The sequence below is a fragment of the Actinomadura graeca genome (genome assembly GCF_019175365.1).
GTDB classification, from domain to species: domain Bacteria; phylum Actinomycetota; class Actinomycetes; order Streptosporangiales; family Streptosporangiaceae; genus Spirillospora; species Spirillospora graeca.
The window spans coordinates 1,554,803-1,572,370 of the sequence record NZ_CP059572.1 but is presented as its reverse complement, the minus strand read 5'-3'; the positions used below and the strand labels follow the sequence as shown (position 1 = coordinate 1,572,370).

At 73.6% G+C, this 17,568-nt stretch carries 14 protein-coding genes; 8 read left to right on the top strand and 6 right to left on the bottom strand.

Going from position 1 to position 17,568, the window contains the following annotated elements; all coding sequences use genetic code 11:
• Positions 1-41 precede the first annotated feature (41 nt).
• On the bottom strand, positions 42-1,352 hold the full coding sequence (locus AGRA3207_RS07310) for a D-arabinono-1,4-lactone oxidase (RefSeq protein WP_231333792.1): 1,311 nt from the start codon (positions 1,350-1,352) through the stop codon (positions 42-44).
• Positions 1,353-1,361: 9 nt separating this feature from the next.
• Entirely contained in the window at positions 1,362-2,576 is a 1,215-nt protein-coding gene (locus AGRA3207_RS07305) for an MFS transporter (protein WP_231333791.1), read from the bottom strand.
• Positions 2,577-2,713: 137 nt separating this feature from the next.
• On the opposite strand from AGRA3207_RS07305, the gene AGRA3207_RS07300 reads away from it, so the two are divergent.
• The 3 genes from AGRA3207_RS07300 to AGRA3207_RS07290 are packed head-to-tail and all read left to right on the top strand — an operon-like array spanning position 2,714 to position 5,674.
• Positions 2,714-3,913, top strand: a complete 1,200-nt coding sequence (locus AGRA3207_RS07300; RefSeq protein ID WP_231333790.1) for a lytic transglycosylase domain-containing protein — start codon at positions 2,714-2,716, stop codon at positions 3,911-3,913.
• A gap of 34 nt (positions 3,914-3,947) precedes the next feature.
• Positions 3,948-4,868: a ferrochelatase gene (locus AGRA3207_RS07295; RefSeq protein ID WP_231333789.1), complete on the top strand. Its 921-nt coding sequence runs from the start codon at positions 3,948-3,950 to the stop codon at positions 4,866-4,868.
• Positions 4,865-5,674: an inositol monophosphatase family protein gene (locus AGRA3207_RS07290; RefSeq protein WP_231333788.1), complete on the top strand. Its 810-nt coding sequence runs from the start codon at positions 4,865-4,867 to the stop codon at positions 5,672-5,674. The genes AGRA3207_RS07295 and AGRA3207_RS07290 overlap by 4 nt, the downstream gene beginning before the upstream one ends.
• Before the next feature lie 241 nt (positions 5,675-5,915).
• Here AGRA3207_RS07290 and AGRA3207_RS07285 read toward each other — a convergent pair whose 3' ends face one another.
• Positions 5,916-6,086, bottom strand: coding sequence for a hypothetical protein (locus AGRA3207_RS07285; protein WP_231333787.1), 171 nt, complete (start codon positions 6,084-6,086; stop codon positions 5,916-5,918).
• A gap of 205 nt (positions 6,087-6,291) precedes the next feature.
• On the opposite strand from AGRA3207_RS07285, the gene AGRA3207_RS07280 reads away from it, so the two are divergent.
• Together AGRA3207_RS07280 and AGRA3207_RS07275 are read left to right on the top strand one after the other, a co-directional pair.
• A complete protein-coding gene (locus AGRA3207_RS07280; RefSeq protein ID WP_231333786.1) occupies positions 6,292-6,945 on the top strand; it encodes a response regulator transcription factor in 654 nt (217 codons plus the stop codon).
• Positions 6,945-8,315, top strand: a complete 1,371-nt coding sequence (locus AGRA3207_RS07275; RefSeq protein ID WP_231333785.1) for a sensor histidine kinase — start codon at positions 6,945-6,947, stop codon at positions 8,313-8,315. The genes AGRA3207_RS07280 and AGRA3207_RS07275 overlap by 1 nt, the downstream gene beginning before the upstream one ends.
• A 42-nt stretch (positions 8,316-8,357) precedes the next feature.
• Here the strand turns inward: AGRA3207_RS07275 and AGRA3207_RS07270 are convergent, their stop codons facing one another.
• Positions 8,358-11,132: an ABC transporter substrate-binding protein gene (locus tag AGRA3207_RS07270; protein WP_231333784.1), complete on the bottom strand. Its 2,775-nt coding sequence runs from the start codon at positions 11,130-11,132 to the stop codon at positions 8,358-8,360.
• Positions 11,133-11,182: 50 nt separating this feature from the next.
• Positions 11,183-12,859 (bottom strand): serine/threonine-protein kinase, encoded by a 1,677-nt coding sequence (locus AGRA3207_RS07265; RefSeq protein WP_231333783.1) that lies wholly within the window; start codon positions 12,857-12,859, stop codon positions 11,183-11,185.
• A gap of 506 nt (positions 12,860-13,365) precedes the next feature.
• On the opposite strand from AGRA3207_RS07265, the gene AGRA3207_RS07260 reads away from it, so the two are divergent.
• Positions 13,366-13,662, top strand: a complete 297-nt coding sequence (locus AGRA3207_RS07260) for a DUF4193 domain-containing protein (RefSeq protein WP_067458329.1) — start codon at positions 13,366-13,368, stop codon at positions 13,660-13,662.
• Positions 13,663-13,676: 14 nt separating this feature from the next.
• Complete coding sequence (locus AGRA3207_RS07255; protein ID WP_231333782.1) at positions 13,677-14,507, top strand: hypothetical protein; 831 nt, start codon at positions 13,677-13,679, stop codon at positions 14,505-14,507.
• A 52-nt stretch (positions 14,508-14,559) separates the two neighbouring features.
• Here the strand turns inward: AGRA3207_RS07255 and AGRA3207_RS07250 are convergent, their stop codons facing one another.
• Positions 14,560-14,847, bottom strand: a complete 288-nt coding sequence (locus AGRA3207_RS07250) for a DUF4235 domain-containing protein (RefSeq protein WP_231336255.1) — start codon at positions 14,845-14,847, stop codon at positions 14,560-14,562.
• Positions 14,848-14,999: 152 nt separating this feature from the next.
• Here AGRA3207_RS07250 and valS point away from each other — a divergent pair, with 152 nt between their 5' ends.
• Positions 15,000-17,543, top strand: coding sequence for a valine--tRNA ligase (gene valS / locus AGRA3207_RS07245; RefSeq protein WP_231333781.1), 2,544 nt, complete (start codon positions 15,000-15,002; stop codon positions 17,541-17,543).
• Positions 17,544-17,568: the final 25 nt, after the last annotated feature.

Here is a 17,568-nt window from a genome sequence, read left to right as displayed (position 1 = left end):
CCATGTCACCCTTCGGAGACCGCTCAGTCTCCGAAGACCGCTCAGTCTCCGAAGACCCGCGTCGTGTACGGGTTCGCGAAGCGGCGGTCCGGGTCCAGTTCGTCGCGCAGACTCCGGAAGTCGCCGTACCGCGGGTACACCTTCTCCAGGTAGGCGGCGTCACGGGTGTGGAGTTTGCCCCAGTGCGGGCGTCCGCCGAGCGCCGTCAGAAGGTTCTCGACGCCGCGGAAGTACGTCTCGTGCGCGTCGCGATGGTAGACGTGGACGGCGATGAACGCGGTGGGACGCCCGTACGCCATGGACAGCCAGGCGTCTTCCTGCGGGAGGAGCCGGACCTCGATGGGGAAGCTGATCCGCCAGTCCTCACGTGCGAACAGGGAGCGGAGTTCGCGCAGTGCGGGAACGAGGTCCTCGCGCGGGATCGCGTACTCCTGTTCCTTGAAGCGCACTGTCCGGGGACTCGTGAACACCTTGTAGGACGTGTCGCTGTACGTGCGCGCACCGAGCGCCTTGGCTGAGATGCCGTTGACGAAGGGCGTCGAGGCGGGCGCCACGTGCGTGACCTTGTTGACGGCCCCGAACACGGTGTTGGACAGGAACCGATCGTCCAGCCAGTGCTTCATCTTGGACAGGGGCTGCGCGGGACCCTCGACGCGATTGTTGCGCTTGGTGAGGCAGCCTTCGGTGTGGGGGAACCAGTAGAACTCGAAGTGCTCGTTGGCCGCGTCGAACTCGTCGACGCGCGCGAGCACCTCGTCCCACCGCATCGGTTCCTCCTGCGCGCGCAGGAGGAACGCCGGGACGGTCCTCCAGGTGATGGCCGTGACGATGCCGAGTGCCCCGAGCCCGGCGCGGGCCGCGTCGAACAGATCGGCGCGCTCGTCGGCCGAGCAGGTGACGGTGGTGCCGTCGGCGAGGACCAGTTCCAAGGCGGCGACCTGGGAGGCCAGCCCGGCGGCGTCGCGGCCGGTGCCGTGCGTGGCGGTCTGCAGAGCGCCGGCGACGGTCTGCTCCTGGATGTCGCCCATGTTGGCCAGTGCGAGGCCGTGCTCGTCCAGGACGCGGTTGAACGCGTGCAGCGGGAGCCCGGCCTCGACGGTCACCAGGCCGGTGGCGGTGTCGACGGAGCGGACCCTGGTGAGCGCGGCGGGGCGCAGCAGGACGCCTTCCGCGACGGCCGCTCCGGTGAAGGAGTGCCCGCTGCCCGTCATCCGGACCGTGAGGCCGTCGCGCGCGGCCGACCGCACCGCGTCGGCCACCTCTCCGGCGGTGCGCGGGGTCGCCGTCCGGCGCGGCGTGACCTGCTGATTTCCCGCCCAGTTCCGCCATGTCCGGGTGGTCTGGGGTGACATGCGCCGACTCTACTCGGCGGATGATTGCGAGGAAAGTTCACGTTTGCGCAGCGACCGGGCACCCGCCAGCCCGATGACCGCCGCGACCACCGCGCACGCCAGCGGGACGAGGAACGCCGTGTGCGCGCCCTCGGCGTCCACCACCCGGCCCGACAGCGAGGAGCCGAGCGCCACCCCGATGCCCACCGCCGTGGAGACCAGCGCCAGCCCCTCGGTGAGCTGCGCCGCCGGGACGAGCCGTTCCACCAGCCCGAAGCCCGGGATGATCGTCGGCGAGATCGCCAGCCCGGAGAAGAACACCACGGACATCATCAGGTAGAGGTTCCCGATGAGGACGGGCGGGACGAGCCCCACCACCAGCAGGCCCAGCCCGATCAGGAACCGCCTGGACAGGGGGCTGCGCCAGTGCCGCGCCCCGTACCAGAGCGCCGCCGCGCCGCTGCCCAGCGCGTAGCAGCCGATCAGCACGCCGGCGAGGGCCTTGTGGCCCTCCTCCTCGGCGAACGCGACCCCGCTGACGTCGATCGAGCCGAACACCATGCCGAGCATCAGGAACACCGGCGACATCACCAGCACACCGGGGTTGCGCAGCACGCTCCCCCCGCCCGCCCCCGGCTCCCGCGGGCGCGGCGGCGGCTCGGTGTCGCGCAGCCACGCCATCGCCAGGCAGCCCACGAGCGTGAAGGACGCCGCGGCGGCGATGCCCGCCGCCGGGTGGACGCCCGTGGACAGCGCCGTGACGAGCATCGGCCCGGTGATGAAGATCGTCTCGTCCACGACCGACTCGAACGAGTACGCGGCGCCGATGCGCGCGGGGGTATCGCGCAGCAGGTACGACCATCGCGCCCGCACCCAGGCGCCCAGCGACACCTGCGTGAGCCCCGCCACGGCGGCGGCGGCGAACAGCGTCCACACCGGCAGGCGCGCCTGGGCGCAGACGATCAGCAGGGTGTAGCCCGTGGTGTTCACCAGGACCACCGGGACCAGCACGCGGTGCTGCCCGTACCGGTCGGCGAGCCGCGCGGTGAGCGGCGCCCCGGCCGCGAACGCGAGCGCCAGCGTCGCGCTGACGGCTCCGGCGATACCGTACGATCCGGTGACCGCGGACACCAGAAGGACGATGCCGATGCCCTCCATGGCCATCGACATGCGGCCGACGAGCCCCGCGGCCACGAAGAGCCGGGCGCCCGGTACCGCCAGCAGCTCTCGGTAGGTACTGGCCAACCCGTCCTCCCCCCGCACCGGGGGAGGGAGCACCCCCCGAGCATGTTCTTCGACTTCAGCGCGATGATCACGTTACCTGGGGGAAAGAAGTGAAAAGACAGGTAACTCACCCGTAGCGACGCTCGTTGGGAAATGTTGTGGCCGCATCCTCACCGCCGTCGCCCTCCGAGACCCCTGCCGCGCGCCCGCCGTCGCGCCCTTCGCCCGGCCGGAGGACGCCGCGGGGGCTGCCGCTCGCCGTCGCCGCCATCGCGGTGCTCGCGCTCGGGACGGCCTCCGGCGGGACCTACGCCGCGCTGACCGCCGGGGACGACGACCCGCCCGGCGCGGCGGCGCGGGTGGAGGCGCCGGGCGCGGGTCCCGGCGGCCCGGTGAACGTGGTGGAGGACGGCCAGGTGGCGCCGCTGCGCCGCGTCGTCCCGCCGGACGTGCTGGCGGTGGCGAAGGGCCCGATCCCCGCGGACCGCATCGCCAGGATCTCCAGGCTGGCCAAGGTCAGGGACGTGGTGACGGCCGCGGGCGGCGCCGTCCAGCTCCAGGGACGGCAGGTCAACGCGTTCGCGGTCGAGCCGTCGGCGTTCCGCTCCTGGACGCCGCCGGGCACCGCGCAGAGGACCGACCTGTGGACGGCCCTGGCGGGCGGGCAGTTCGTGGTGTCCCCGGCCGCCGCCGAGAAGCTGCGGCTCGGCAGGGGCCTGCGGTACCCGGTCGTGGCCCGGACGATGCCGAGCCTGACCATGGGCGGCTCCGGGCAGCTCGGCCTGCCCGGCATCGACATGCTGGTCGGCAGGGACCCGGGGGCGCGGATGGGCCTCGTCCCCGACATCGCGGTGCTGGTCAACGCGCCCGGCGCCAGTCCCGGCAAGGTCGCCGCCGCGGTGGCCGGGATCCTCGGGCGCGGCTCCAGCGTGGTGAACCTGCACGAGCGCAGGTACCGGCCGGCGGCGGACGGCGGCCGCCCCGGCAGCTACCTGGACCTGTACAAGCAGGCGGCCACGGCCTGCCGGGGCCTGTCCTGGACGGTCCTCGCCGCGATCGGGCAGGTCGAGAGCGACCACGGCCGCAACGCCGGGCGCTCCAGCGCGGGCGCGCTCGGCCCCATGCAGTTCATGCCGGCGACGTGGCGCTCCTACGGCGTGGACGGCGACCGCGACGGCAAGGCCGACATCATGAACCCCTTCGACGCCGTCCCCGGCGCGGCCAGGTATCTGTGCGCGAACGGCGCGGGCAAGGGCGGGCAGCAGCTGTACCGGGCGGTCTGGCAGTACAACCATGCCGACTGGTATGTCCAGAAGGTCCTGAACCTCGCCAAGGCGTACGCCGCGCGCTACCGGTGATCGGGCATCGCGGGACGGCTGGTTGGATGGGGGCATGACGTCGTTCGACGCGTTGCTTCTGCTGTCCTTCGGGGGGCCGGAGGGGCCCGATGACGTGGTCCCCTTCCTGGAGAACGTGACCCGCGGCCGCAACATCCCCCGTGAGCGCCTGGAGGAGGTGGGGGAGCACTACTACCTCTTCGGGGGGGTGAGCCCCATCAACGCCCTCTGCCGGGAGCTCATATCCGCGATCGAGGCGGACTTCGCCGCCCACGGCGTGGGCCTGCCGGTCTACTGGGGGAACCGCAACTGGGCGCCCTACCTCGCCGACACCGTCCGGCAGATGAAGGCCGACGGGATCACGCGGGCGGCCGCCTTCGTCACGTCCGCCTACAGCGGCTACTCCACCAACGACCAGTACCTGGAGGACATTGCGCGCGCGCGGGACGAGGTCCCGGACGCGCCTGAAATCGTCAAGCTGCCCGTCTACAGCGACAGGCCCGGGTTCCTGGACCCGTTCGCGGACGCCGCCAGAGACGCCCTCGGCCGCCTGCCCGAAGGCGCGCGGCTGGTCTTCACCGCGCACAGCGTGCCGCTCTCCCAGCCCAACCGCGAGCTGTACGTGGCGGAGCTGGAGGAGGCCGCGCGGGCCGTCGCCCACCAGGCGGCCCCCGGGAAGCCGTGGGATCTCGTCTACCAGAGCCGGAGCGGGCCGCCGAGCCAGCCCTGGCTGGAGCCCCAGATCGACGATCATCTGGAGAAGCTCCACGGCGAGGGGGTCCGCGCCGTCGCCGCCGTGCCGATCGGGTTCGTGTCCGACCACATGGAGGTCAAGTACGACCTCGACGTGGAGGCCGCCGACCGGGCCGCGGAGCTCGGGATCGCGTTCGCGCGGGCCGCCACGCCCGGCGCCGACCCGCGCTTCGCCGCGCTGCCCCGCGAACTGCTGGCCGAGGCGGCGGGGGAGCGCGGATGAGCCTGGCCGAGGACCTGCTGGAACTGGCCGCCGCGACCGCGCGGGAGGCCGCCCGGATGCTGGTCGGCAAGCGCCCGGCGGACGGCCCCGATGTCGTCCAGACCAAGTCCAGCCCGACCGACGTCGTCACCCAGATGGACCGCGCCGCCGAGGCGCTGATCATCGAGCGGATCACCGCGGCCCGGCCGGACGACGCCGTCCTCGGCGAGGAGGGCGGCACCCGCCCCGGCGGCAGCGGCGTCCGCTGGGTGATCGACCCGATCGACGGCACCGTCAACTACCTGTACGACCTGCCGGACTGGGCGGTCAGCATCGCCGCCGAGGTGGACGGCGTCGCGGTCGCCGGGGCGGTCGAGATCCCCCGCCGCGGTGAGACGTACACGGCCATGCGCGGCGGCGGGGCCCTGATGCACACCGCGTCGGGCACGCGTGAACTCCGCGTGAACTCCGAGGTGCCGCTCGACCGGGCCCTGGTGTCCACCGGGTTCGGGTACTCGGCGGCGCGGCGCGCCGGGCAGGCGCGGGTCCTCACGGGCGTCCTGCCCGCCGTCCGCGACATCCGCCGCGGCGGGTCCTGCTGCGTGGACCTCTGCTCGCTGGCGGCCGGGCGGACCGACGCCTACTACGAGCGCGGAGTCCAGGCATGGGACGTGGCAGCCGGCGCGCTGATCGTCGGTGAGGCGGGCGGGCGCGTCGAGGGCCTCCACGGCGCTCCGGCGGGCACGGAACTGACCATAGCCGCGGGCCCGGGCACCTTCGAGGCCCTCCACGACGTCCTGGCGCGCCTGGACCCCCTGCGGGACTGACCGGGACCGCCCGAGGCCGGGCGCGCCGGGTGGGGGGCCGGGGCCTTCGCTCGGTGGCCGTCCGCGGCGGTCGGACCTCGATCGCCGCGGGCGGTCACCATGATCGCGTGCGAAGCCAGGACGTCGGGCGGCGGAACCTGATCGCGAAGCCGGCCGCCTGGCGGGTCGGGACGGTGCGGCGGCCGCCGCACCACCCGCGGGAACAGGACGTTCGGGCGCCCGGTGCCGCGGGCGGCGCGATCTACTCTCTCGGTTCGATGCCGATGTCGTGGTTCGCTGCGATCCGGCGCAGTTCGTTGATCTCCTCCTGGCGGATGTCCGCCAGGTAGGTGTCCCCGTCTGCGTGGGCGCTGCGCAACGACGCGTACGCGTCGTCGAGTCGCTGCTGAATCATGCGTGACAACTCGCCCATGGGCCTCCTCCCGGATCGTGCCCATGCCTACCCAGGCTTAGGCTGAAGGTAAACCTGTTCGCCGATGCAATTTACGCGGAACCTTGCGGTGAGCGTAGACAGGCCGGCGGGCGGAGAGCTGAACGGGTGTTTACGGGCGTCTTACGGGGTCCGTGGCATACCTGGAGCGCGGGGGCGGGCGGCGCCCCGGCCGGAGGGGGACGCGGTGCGTGTTCTTGTCGTCGAGGACGAGCGGGTGCTCGCCGACGCGATAGCGACCGGCCTGCGCAGGGACGCGCTGGCCGTGGACGTGGCCTACGACGGCGCGGGCGCGCTGGAGCGGGCCGGCGTCAACGACTACGACGTGATCGTCCTGGACCGTGACCTGCCGAGGGTCCACGGCGACGACGTGTGCAAGCAGCTCGTGGCGCAGCGCTACCCGGCGCGGATCATCATGCTGACGGCGGCGGGGGAGCTGGACGACCGGGTCGAGGGCCTGTCGATCGGCGCCGACGACTACCTGGCCAAGCCGTTCGCGTTCGCGGAGCTGATCGCCCGGGTGCGGGCCCTCGGCCGCCGCGCGGCCGCGCCGCTGCCGCCGGTGCTGGAGCGGTCCGGCATCACCCTGGACCCGGCCCGGCGCGAGGTGCTGCGCGACGGCCGTCCCGTCGAGCTGACCCGCAAGGAGTTCGCGGTCTTGGAGGTGCTGCTCAGCGCGGACGGCGCGGTCGTCAGCTCCGAGCAGCTCCTGGAGAAGGCGTGGGACGAGCACATCGACCCGTTCACCAACGTCGTCCGGGTCACGATGATGACGCTCCGCAAGAAGCTGGGCGACCCGCCGGTGATCGAGACGGTGCCCGGAGTGGGGTACCGGCTGTGATGCCCGGATCGGCGCCCCGCGACGAACCCGGCGGCCCGGGCGGGCCGGGCGGTCCCGACCCCACGCAGGGGGCGCACGCCGCGCCCTCGGACACCCAGCCGGCCCGCCGGCCCACCCAGCCCGTCGCCGTCCCGGACGCCCAGCCGAACGGCAGGACGGGTGGGGGGCCGTGGCGGCGGCCGGGGCCGCAGCAGTTCCCGCCGCCGAGCCCGGGCGCCAAGGGCCTCTGGCGGACCGAGGGCGGGTCGTTCGCCGCCGACCTGAAGTCGCTGCCCGGCCGGATGAGCGTCCGGCTGCGCCTCACCCTGCTGTACGGGCTGCTGTTCTTCATGGCGGGGGCGCTGCTGCTGTTCGTCATGTCGATCCTGATGGCCAACATCCTCGGCGGCGTCAAGGTCATCGGGTTCGGCATCAACGACCCCGAGACGGCCGCCGAGGTGCAGCACCAGTTCGTCGAGCAGACGATGCGCCAGCTCGTCGGCCGCTCCCTGGTGGCGCTCGGCGGGGTGGGGATCATCACGCTGGTGCTCGGCTACTTCGTCGCCGACCGGGCGCTCAGCCCGCTCCAGCGGGTCACCGCGACGGCGCGCCGCCTGTCGGAGAGCACGCTGCACGAGCGGATCGCGCTGGAGGGCCCCGACGACGAGATCAAGGAGCTGGCCGACACCTTCGACGCGATGCTCGAACGCCTCGGGCAGGCGTTCGACTCCCAGCGGCGGTTCGTCGCCAACGCCTCGCACGAGCTGAGAACGCCGCTGGCGATCAACCGGACGCTGCTGGAGGTGGCGCTCGGCGACCCCGAGGTGTCGGACGACCTGCGCGCGGTCGGCCGCACCTTGCTGGCCACCAACGCCCGCCACGAGCGGCTCATCGAGGGGCTGCTGCTGCTGGCGCGCAGCGAGCGCGAGCTGACCACCCGCAACCCGGTGGACCTGGCCGAGATCGCGGCGACGGTGCTGGAGCACTCCGCGCGCCGCGACCACGACAACGACGTCTCGGTGCACCCGGAGCTGACGTCCGGGACGGCGCTCGGCGACCCGGTGCTGCTGGAGCACCTGGTCTCCAACCTCGTCGAGAACGCGATCAAGCACAACGAGGACGGCGGCGAGCTGTGGCTGCGCACCGGGCTGCTGGACGGCTGGGCCACCGTCCAGGTCGAGAACACCGGCCCCGCGGTGCCCGCCTACGAGGTGGAACGGCTGTTCGAGCCGTTCCGGCGGCTGAACGCCGACCGCGTCGAGTCCGCCAAGGGCGCGGGGCTCGGCCTGTCGATCGTCCGCTCGGTGGTGCTGGCCCACCGCGGCGCGGTGTACGCGGCGCCGCGCCCGGGCGGCGGGCTGATCGTGACCGTCCGCCTCCCGCCCGGCTGACCGCGGGCGCCCCGGTGGCTGCTCCTTGCGCCCCGGCGGCCGCTACTTGAGGGCGGCGGCCGCGAGGGTGGGGTCGCCGTCGAAGTCGAGGTCCAGCCCGACGTAGGAGGCGCTCCGCACGGCGCGGCTGCCGAGGTGCAGCAGCGGGATCAGCGCCATGTCGTCCAGCGCGACCTTCTCGGCCTGCTTGTACAGGTCGGTGCGCTCCTGCGGCGCGATCGTCCGCACCGCCTTGTACATCACCCCGTCGAAGCGCGTGCTCTTGTACCCGGCCAGGTTGTAGAAGGTGTTGGACTCCGTCGCGACGCTGGTGCTGCCCAGCAGGTCCCAGAGCATCGTGTAGGGCGACGGGTAGTCGGGACCCCACGCGAAGAGGGCCAGCCCGGACGCGTCGTCCGCGACGACGGCCTTGCGGAAGTTCTGGAACTCGGCGACCGGCGTCCGCTTCTGCTCGATCCTCCAGCCGAGCGCCGACTCCAGCTGCTGCGCGACCGCCTCGGACACCCGCTGGTGGACGGGCAGCTCCTGCGAGTAGAGGCGCACCGTCGTGCCCGGCTTCAGCCCGGCCTGGGCGGCGAGCTCCTTGGCCTTCGCGGGGTCGGGCGCGTCGCACGACGGGCAGGGCCCCGAGTTCCCGAAGCCGGGGAGGGCGGGCGAGACCAGCCCGTGCGCGGACCGGTTCGCGGGCCCCGCCACCTGGCTGATCTTCTGGCGGTCGAGGGCGTAGGAGACCGCGAGCCTGCCCTCCTTGGACGACATCGGCCCCCGCGCGGCCAGCGGGACGAGCATCCGCGTGGACGGCAGGACGCGCTCCGCGACGTTCTTCCCGCCCCACGCCGCGGGGTCGTCGGAGGCGACCCCGGCCCAGGCGACCTGGCCGGCGACGAAGGCCGTCCGCGCCTGGGAGTCGTCCATGCCCAGCCGGATCTCGACCCGGTCCAGCCTGGTCTTGCCGAAGGCCCACCGGTCGTTGCGGACGAGCGTGACGGACTTGCCCTTGTCATACGCCTGGAGCTTGAAGGGGCCGTTGCCGACGGGGCTCATGTTGTACGCGCCGTTGTCGGGCTTCCCGGCGGCCACCGGCACGGGAGCGAACACCGGGTCGGCCAGCCGGGCGGCGAAGTCGCAGTTGGGGGAGGTGAGCGTGACGGTGAGCACCGCGCCGGACGCGGTGACGCCCGACAGGTCCGCGGCCTTCCCGGACGAGACGTCGGCGTACCCCTTGAGGTCGGCCATCAGGGTCGTCGCGTCGCCGGTGGTGACCGCGGCGGCGCGGGACCAGCCCCGGGCGAACCCCGCCGCGTCGACCGGCGTGCCGTCGCTGAAGGACGTCCCCTGCCGGACGTTGATCGTCCAGGTCGTGCAGGACGCGTCGGGCCGGATGGAGTCGGCGAGGCGGCTGTGGACGGTCCCGTCCGGGCGCGTCTCCGTCAGCCCGGTGTACAGCTGCTTGCCCACGAGCCGGCCGGCGCCCGACAGGCTGTGCGAGGGGTCGAGCTCCCCGCCGGAGTTGACGTCGCCCTGGACGGCGACGGTCAGGGCGCCGCCGACGCGTCCGGCGGGCGCGTCCCCCGCCGGCTCGTCGTCGCCGCCGAACCGGGCGGCGAGGACGGCGCCCGCGAGCACCAGCGCGACGACGGCGGCGCCGCCCGCGCCGGCGAGCACGCCGATCCCGCGCCGGCGCCCGCCCGTGCCCGCCCCCGTCCCGTGCGGCTTCCCGAGTTCGACGACCGGTGCCGTGGGGCCGCCCGCCGGCCAGGTGGCCGCGCCGGGCGGCGGGGCCGGGGGAGGGCCGTGCATCGGCAGCCCGGGGGAGTGCACCGGCCCCGGCACCTGGTGCGGCGCGAGGTGCGGTGACCCGCCCGGCGGCTGGGGTGGCGGCCGGTGTGGCGGCTGGGCGTGCAGCCCCGCCGACTCCGCGGCCGCCTCGGCGCCCTGGTTGAGCATCGTGGTGGCGTGCTCGGCGCCCTGCCCGGCTGGCCGCGCGGCCCCGGCGTCCGGGAGGCTCCCGGCAAGGCGCAGCAAATGTGCCAGGACCTGCTGGGACTGAGGGCGGAGCGCGGGGTCCTTGGCCAGGCACGACGCGACGAGCGCCCGCAGCGGCTCGGTGAGCGCCCCGAGGTCCGGCGGCAGGTTGAGGATGCGGTGCATGACCGCGGGGATCGAGTCCTGCCCGAACGCCGGCCGCGCGGACGCGGCGTACACCATCGTCGCCGCCCACGCCCACACGTCCGCGGGCGGGCCGACCGGCGCGCCGGAGATCTGCTCGGGCGCCATGTAGGCCGGGGTGCCGATGGCGGTGCTCGACAGCGTGCCCGTGGCGTCCAGGGCCCGGGCGATCCCGAAGTCGATCACCCGCGGTCCGTCCGGCGCGAGCAGCACGTTGGCGGGCTTGAAGTCGCGGTGCACCACCCCGGCCTGGTGGATCGCGGTGAGCGCCGTCATCGTGCCGATCGCGATGCGGTCCAGGTCGGCGCCGGTCCGCGGGCCCTCGGCCGCCAGCACCTCCGACAGCGCCGGCCCCTCGATGTACTCGCTGACGATGTAGGGCCGGTCGCCCTCGACGTCGGAGTCCAGGACGCGGGCCGTGCAGAACGGCGACACGCGCTTGGCGACCGCGACCTCCGCCGCGAACCGGGACCGGGCCTTGGCGTCGCCGCTGAAACGCGCGTGCAGCAGCTTCACCGCGACCCGGTGCCCCGGCTCGTCCTCGGCGAGGTACACCGCCCCCTGCCCGCCCTCGCCGAGCAGGCCGGTCAGCCGGTAGGGCCCGAGATGGGCCGGATCACCCGTGCGGAGAGGGGCGACCTCTGCCATCGACGTCCTTCCGGAGGGGGAGGTGGGACAGCGCTCTTACCGGCAGGCCACTATTTGCTCACGTATCCATAGGCGGCCGCGGACGGATCGGACCGGTTCGGCCGCCACTCCCACCGCAGCGAGGTGCTGGACGAGGGGATGAACGTGAGATAGCCGGGCGCGCACTGCGAGGTCGACATCCCCGACATCGGGGTCTCCTGGTACTCGATCCTGGAGCTGGTCTCGTCGCCCGACAGCAGCGACAGCCGCGTGATGCAGGTCGGCGTGCTGGTGTAGGTGTAGCGCGCGGTGCCGAAGGAGCGCAGCAGCGCGAACCGCACCTGGAAGCTCGACCGGCCCGCGCCGGCGGCGGGCTGGAAGCCCGTGCCGGAGAACGAGCCGAGCAGGCCGCCGGTCGTGGCGGGCGACGGCGTGCTGCTGAACCCGCTGCTCGGCGTGTAGGTGACCGGCGGGGTCGGCGGGTCGTCCGGGTCGTCGCTGCTGGCGGCGATGGCGATCACGACGATCACCACGATGACGATCAGCGCCAGCACGCCGCAGCCGATCGCGATGACCGGCCCGGCGGAGCTGGACTGCCGCCGCGGCGGCCCGTACGACGGCCCCATCGGCGGGACCGGTCCGCCCTGCTGCATCGGCATCGGCATCGGCTGCGGCTGGGACGGGGCGTTGGGCATCCCGGCGCCCTGGTACATCGGCATCGGCGGCGGGGTGATCGGCTGCGGCGGCGGCGTGGCCGGCCCCGGCATCGGCCCCTGGTTCATCGGCATGGGCGGCGGGGTGATCGGCTGCGGCGGCGGCGTGTGCCGCGCCTGCGGCACCGGCGGCGGCGCCGGGAGCTGGGCCGCGATCCGGGTGCCCTGGTTGAGCAGGTCCTCCGGGTCCGCGCCCGCGTTCGCGGGCGCGGCGCCGACGTGGCCGAGCAGGTTCAGCAGCAGCTGGGCGGCCGGCGGGCGCAGCCCCGCGTCCTTGGACAGGCAGCGGCCGATCAGGTCGCGCAGCGGGCCCGCGGGCAGCGCCGACAGGTCCGGGTCCTCGTTCAGGATCCGGTTGATGATCACCGGGAGGGTGTCGGCCTCGAACGGCGACTGCCCGGTCGCGGCGAACACCATGGTCGCGGCCCAGGCGAAGATGTCCACGGCCGGGGTGAGCGGCGCGCCGGTCAGCTGCTCGGGCGCCAGGTAGCCGGGCGTGCCGACGACCATGCCGGTGGCGGTGACCGCGCTCTCCTGCGAGTTCACCGTCCGGGCGATGCCGAAGTCGACGACGCGGGGGCCGTCGGAGGCCAGCATGACGTTGTTGGGCTTGAAGTCGCGGTGCACGATCCCGGCCTCGTGGATGGCCGCGAGCGCGGTCACCGTGCCGATCGCGAGGCGCTCCAGCTCCGCCGCGCCGCGCGGCCCGTTGTGCGCGACCACGTCGTGCAGCGAGGGCCCGTCGATGAACTCGCTGACCACGTAGGGCTGGTCGCCCTGCACGTCGGCTTCGAGGACACGGGCCGTGCAGAAGGGCTCGACCTTCTGCGCCGCCGCCACCTCACGGGTGAACCGGGCGCGCGCCGCCGGATCGTTCGCCATCTGCGCGTGCAGCAGCTTGACGGCGACGTACTCCCCGTTCGGGGCCTTCCCGAGGAAGACCGCCCCCTGCCCCCCGGCGCCCAGCCGCCCGACGACCTCGTACTGTCCCAGTGCCCTAGGATCGCCCGGCTCCAGCGGAGCGGCATCCGGCATCTGACCCTCCAGTGACCCGCAGTGATGTCCCGCGATAGTGTGCCCCGGACCCCGTGACAGGGCCACGGCCGGCGATCGCCGGACGGCCCCGCGGGGGGCCCGCCCCCTAACCTCAGGCGGGCACGATATCGCGTTAGTTCAGACGTTTCACCGAAGTGTCTGGTTCAGTCGCCGACCAGGCCGTTCGATCCGTGCGGGACCGGGCTGCCGGGTCGGCGCGCACAACGTCCCCGGGACCGATATGATCCCCGCCGCCGCGGGATCCCAGGCGGGGATCCCGGGCACGGTGTCCATGCCGGGACGACTGGCGGGTATGTGACGGAAGACACACAACGAGGAAGAGATCCGGGTGATGGGTGTCACTCGTGGGAACGGTCGCGCCTCGTGTGTCGCGGGTCACCAACCGTGACAGAATTTCCGGCCCGGATCGGGCACAAGAACGGTCCCCCGAGCGTTAGATCCGCGCGACGGGGCGCATAAAGCACTGAGGGGGATGGAGATAGAAGATGGCGACCGACTACGACAGCCCACGTAAGACAGACGACGACATCAACGAGGACAGCCTTCAGGAGTTGCAGGCCCGTCGGGCCGACAAGGCCGCGAGCATCATCGACGAGGACCTGGACGCCGGCGAGGTCGCCGAGCTGCCCGGCGCCGACCTGTCGAACGAGGAGCTCACCTTCCGGGTGGTTCCGCGGCAGGCCGACGAGTTCACCTGCACGCGCTGCTTCCTGGTGCACCACCGCAGCCAGCTGGCCACAGAGAAGAACGGCCGGCCGATCTGCCGCGAGTGCGCCGCCTGACCGGGAGCGGCCAGGTGACGGGAGATCTCGAAAGGCGCCGCGACGAGGTGGAGCCGCCGGACGGCGGCTCCACCGAGCTCGGCGAGCTCATCGGCAGGCTCGCCGGCGACGACCTCGACCGTGAGACGCGCGGCCGCCTCCTCAGGCGGCTCGCCAGGCTGCTCGGCCAGAGCGCCCGCAGGGTGGGCGCCGCGGGTGTCGGGCGCGGCCGCTGGCTCGGCGAGCTCATGATCGAGGCGGCGCCGCACATCCCCATCCGCGATCTGGAGACGCTGCATGCGCATCACCGCGGGCTGATGGGCGAGGAACTCGCCGACCGGCTCGTGAAGGTCGCCGGCAACGCCACGACCGCCGTGGGCGCGGCCGGTGGCGCGCTGGCGGCGGTGGAGTTCGCCGCGCCGCCGCTGCTCCTGACGGCCCCCGCCCAGCTCGCCGCCGAGACCCTCGTGGTCGCGGCGATCGAGGTGAAGCTGATCGCCGAGCTGCACGAGGTGTACGGGGTCCGGGTGCAGGGCACGGGCACCGCGCGCGGCGCGGCGTTCCTCACGTCCTGGGCACGGCAACGCGGCATCAACCCCCTGGAGGCCGGTTCGCTGACCAGCGCGCTCGGCACGGCGGCGAAGTCGGCCCTGCGCAAGCGGATGCTGCGCGTCTTCGGCCGCAGCCTGACCACGATGGGCCCGTTCCTCACCGGGGCGGCCGCCGGCGCCGCGCTCAACCGGGCGGCGACCAAGGCCCTGGCCGCGAAGGTCCGCAACGACCTGCGCGGCTCCGCCGGCGGCCCGCCGCCGCTTCCGGCCGACCACGGCCGGCGGGGGCGGCGGCACCTGAGGTCCGCGGACTAGGACGCACGCACGCGCGGGCGCCCCCCTCGCCCGCGCGTCAGCGTCAGCGTCCTCAGACCTCGACCTTCAGGTGGGACGGCAGCTCGCCGGTGCCCTTCGCCCATTGCCGGGCGGCGGCCCGGGTCGCCAGGAGCCGCGCCAGCTCCATGCCCACGCCCATGATCACGGCCCAGCCGATCGCCTCGGCGAGCGCGACGTCCGGGGACTCGGGGTTGGTCGGCGGCTCCTTCCCGGTGCTCTTCTTCCACGCCAGGGTGATCGCCTTCTTCGCGACGAAGCCGCCCGCGAAGGCGGCGGCGCCGGCCACCACTCGATAGCCGATGTCGCCCTTGTCCGCCATGTTCGTCCTCCAGATCGTCCAGTCGCCTCCGACGCTACCGGAACGGATGGTCACGGACCGTCCCGGACGCCGGAGTGATCGTCGTGCTCCCTATCCGCCGGGCGGGCCGTTAATCGGCGTACTGGGCGGGGCGTTGTCAATACCATTGGCCCATGACCGAGCGGCCGCGTACCCCGAACGTCCCTTCCCAACCATCCCTGGACGGCCTGGAGGACAAATGGGTACGCGCCTGGGAGGACGGCGGCGTCCACCGCTTCGACCGCACCCGCCCGCGCGGCGAGGTGTACTCGATCGACACCCCGCCGCCCACGGTGAGCGGCTCCCTCCACGTCGGCCACGTCTTCTCCTTCACCCACACCGACACCGTCGCCCGGTTCCAGCGCATGCGCGGTCGGGCGGTCTTCTACCCGATGGGCTGGGACGATAACGGCCTGCCCACCGAGCGGCGCGTCCAGAACCACTTCGGCGTCCGGTGCGACCCGGCGCTGCCGTACGACCCGGACTTCGAGCCGCCCGCCGACCCCGACCCCCGGCGGCAGGTGCCGGTCTCGCGCCGCAACTTCATCGAGCTGTGCGAGCGGCTCACCGCGGTCGACGAGAAGGCGTTCGAGGAGATGTGGCGCCGCGTCGGCCTGTCGGTCGACTGGAGCCTGCTCTACACCACCATCGGGGACGTCTCCCGGACGGCGTCGCAGCGGGCGTTCCTGCGCAACCTGGCGCGCGGCGAGGCGTACGTCGCCGAGGCGCCGACCCTGTGGGACGTGACGTTCCGCACGGCCGTCGCGCAGGCCGAGCTGGAGGACCGCGAGCAGCCCGGCGCGTTCCACCGGCTGCGGTTCCATGCCGACGACCGCCCGGTCTATGTCGAGACGACCCGCCCGGAGCTGCTGCCCGCGTGCGTCGCGCTCGTCGCCCACCCCGACGACGAGCGGTACCGCGAGCTGGTCGGCACCACCGCGCGGACGCCGCTGTTCGGCGTGGAGGTCCCCGTCGTGGCGCACCGGCTGGCCGACCCGGACAAGGGGTCGGGCATCGCGATGATCTGCACGTTCGGCGACGTCACCGACGTCACGTGGTGGCGTGAGCTGGACCTGCCGACCCGCGCGGTCATCGGCTGGGACGGCCGCCTCGCCGCCGCGCCCCCGCCGGGCGTCCCGGCGGGCCCGTACGGCGAGCTGGCCGGCAAGACGGTCTTCTCGGCCAGGGAGCGTGTCGTCGAGCTGCTGCGCGAGTCCGGCGACCTGGACGGCGAGCCCCGCCGGATCACGCGTCCGGTGAAGTTCTACGAGAAGGGCGGCAAGCCCCTGGAGATCGTCACGACCCGCCAGTGGTACATCCGCAACGGCGGGCGCGACGTCGCTGTCCGCGCCGAGCTGCTCGCGCGCGGGCGCGAGCTGGAGTGGCATCCCGGCTACATGCGGGGCCGGTACGAGAACTGGGTCGAGGGGCTGAACGGCGACTGGCTGATCTCCCGGCAGCGGTTCTTCGGCGTGCCGATCCCCGTCTGGTACCCGCTGGACGCGACGGGCGCGCCGCGCTACGACGAGCCGATCACCCCGCCGGAGGACGCGCTGCCGGTCGATCCGTCCTCGGACGTCCCGCCGGGCTACACCGAGGAGCACCGCGGCGAGCCGGGCGGTTTCACCGGTGACCCGGACGTGATGGACACCTGGGCGACGTCGTCGCTGACACCGCAGATCGCGGGCGGCTGGGAGCGCGACCCCGATCTGTTCGGGCGCGTCTTCCCCTACGACCTGCGCCCGCAGGCCCACGACATCATCCGCACGTGGCTGTTCTCCACGGTCGTCCGCTCCCACCTGGAGCACGGCGCGCTGCCGTGGGCCGCCGCCGCGCTGTCGGGGTGGATCCTCGACCCGGACCGCAAGAAGATGTCCAAGTCCAAGGGCAACGTGGTCACGCCCATCGACCTGCTGCGCGAGTACGGCTCCGACGCGGTCCGGTACTGGGCGGCGAGCGGGCGGCCGGGCGCCGACACCGCGTTCGACACCGGCCAGATCAAGGTCGGGCGCCGGCTCGCCATCAAGATCCTCAACGCGTCCCGGTTCGTGCTGGGCCTCGGCGAGGTCGCCGCCGTGGGCGCCGCCGCGGTGCCGGCGGTCACCGAGCCGCTGGACCGGGCGATGCTGGCGACGCTGTCGGGTGTCGTCCAGGACGCGACGGAGGCGTTCGAGGGCTACGACTACACGCGTGCCCTGGAGCGCACCGAGCGGTTCTTCTGGGAGTTCTGCGACGACTACCTGGAACTGGTGAAGGCCCGCGCGTACGGGGACGGCCCCGACGCGCTGTCGGCCCGGGCGGCGCTCCAGACGGCGCTGTCGGTGCTGCTGCGATTGTTCGCGCCGGTCCTGCCGTTCGTGACCGAGGAGGTCTGGTCGTGGTGGCGGCAGGGGTCGGTGCACACCGCGTCCTGGCCTGCCGCCGCGGAGCTGCCGCCGGGCGGCGACCCGTCCGTCCTCGCCGCGACCGGTGAGGCGCTCCGGCAGGTCCGCAGGGCCAAGTCGGAGGCGAGGGCGTCGATGCGCGCGGACGTGGCGCGCGCCGTCGTCCGCGGCGCGCAGGCGGCCCGCATCGCCGGGCCCGACCTGGCCGCGGCGGGCCGCATCGCCGACCTGGCGCTGGAGGACGCGCCCGCGGACCTGACCGTCGAGGTCACCCTGGCCGCGTCCGCGCCATAGGGCGGCCGGGCCGGAACGTGCGGGG

Coding starts and splice junctions, on each gene's coding strand:
- AGRA3207_RS07295 (WP_231333789.1), top strand. CDS start 3,948: ATGACGTCGTTCGACGCGTTGCTTCTGCTGTCCTTCGGGGGGCCGGAG.
- AGRA3207_RS07290 (WP_231333788.1), top strand. CDS start 4,865: ATGAGCCTGGCCGAGGACCTGCTGGAACTGGCCGCCGCGACCGCGCGG.
- AGRA3207_RS07270 (WP_231333784.1), bottom strand. CDS start 11,132: ATGGCAGAGGTCGCCCCTCTCCGCACGGGTGATCCGGCCCATCTCGGG.
- AGRA3207_RS07265 (WP_231333783.1), bottom strand. CDS start 12,859: ATGCCGGATGCCGCTCCGCTGGAGCCGGGCGATCCTAGGGCACTGGGA.
- AGRA3207_RS07275 (WP_231333785.1), top strand. CDS start 6,945: ATGCCCGGATCGGCGCCCCGCGACGAACCCGGCGGCCCGGGCGGGCCG.
- valS (WP_231333781.1), top strand. CDS start 15,000: ATGACCGAGCGGCCGCGTACCCCGAACGTCCCTTCCCAACCATCCCTG.
- AGRA3207_RS07285 (WP_231333787.1), bottom strand. CDS start 6,086: ATGGGCGAGTTGTCACGCATGATTCAGCAGCGACTCGACGACGCGTAC.
- AGRA3207_RS07260 (WP_067458329.1), top strand. CDS start 13,366: ATGGCGACCGACTACGACAGCCCACGTAAGACAGACGACGACATCAAC.
- AGRA3207_RS07310 (WP_231333792.1), bottom strand. CDS start 1,352: ATGTCACCCCAGACCACCCGGACATGGCGGAACTGGGCGGGAAATCAG.
- AGRA3207_RS07250 (WP_231336255.1), bottom strand. CDS start 14,847: ATGGCGGACAAGGGCGACATCGGCTATCGAGTGGTGGCCGGCGCCGCC.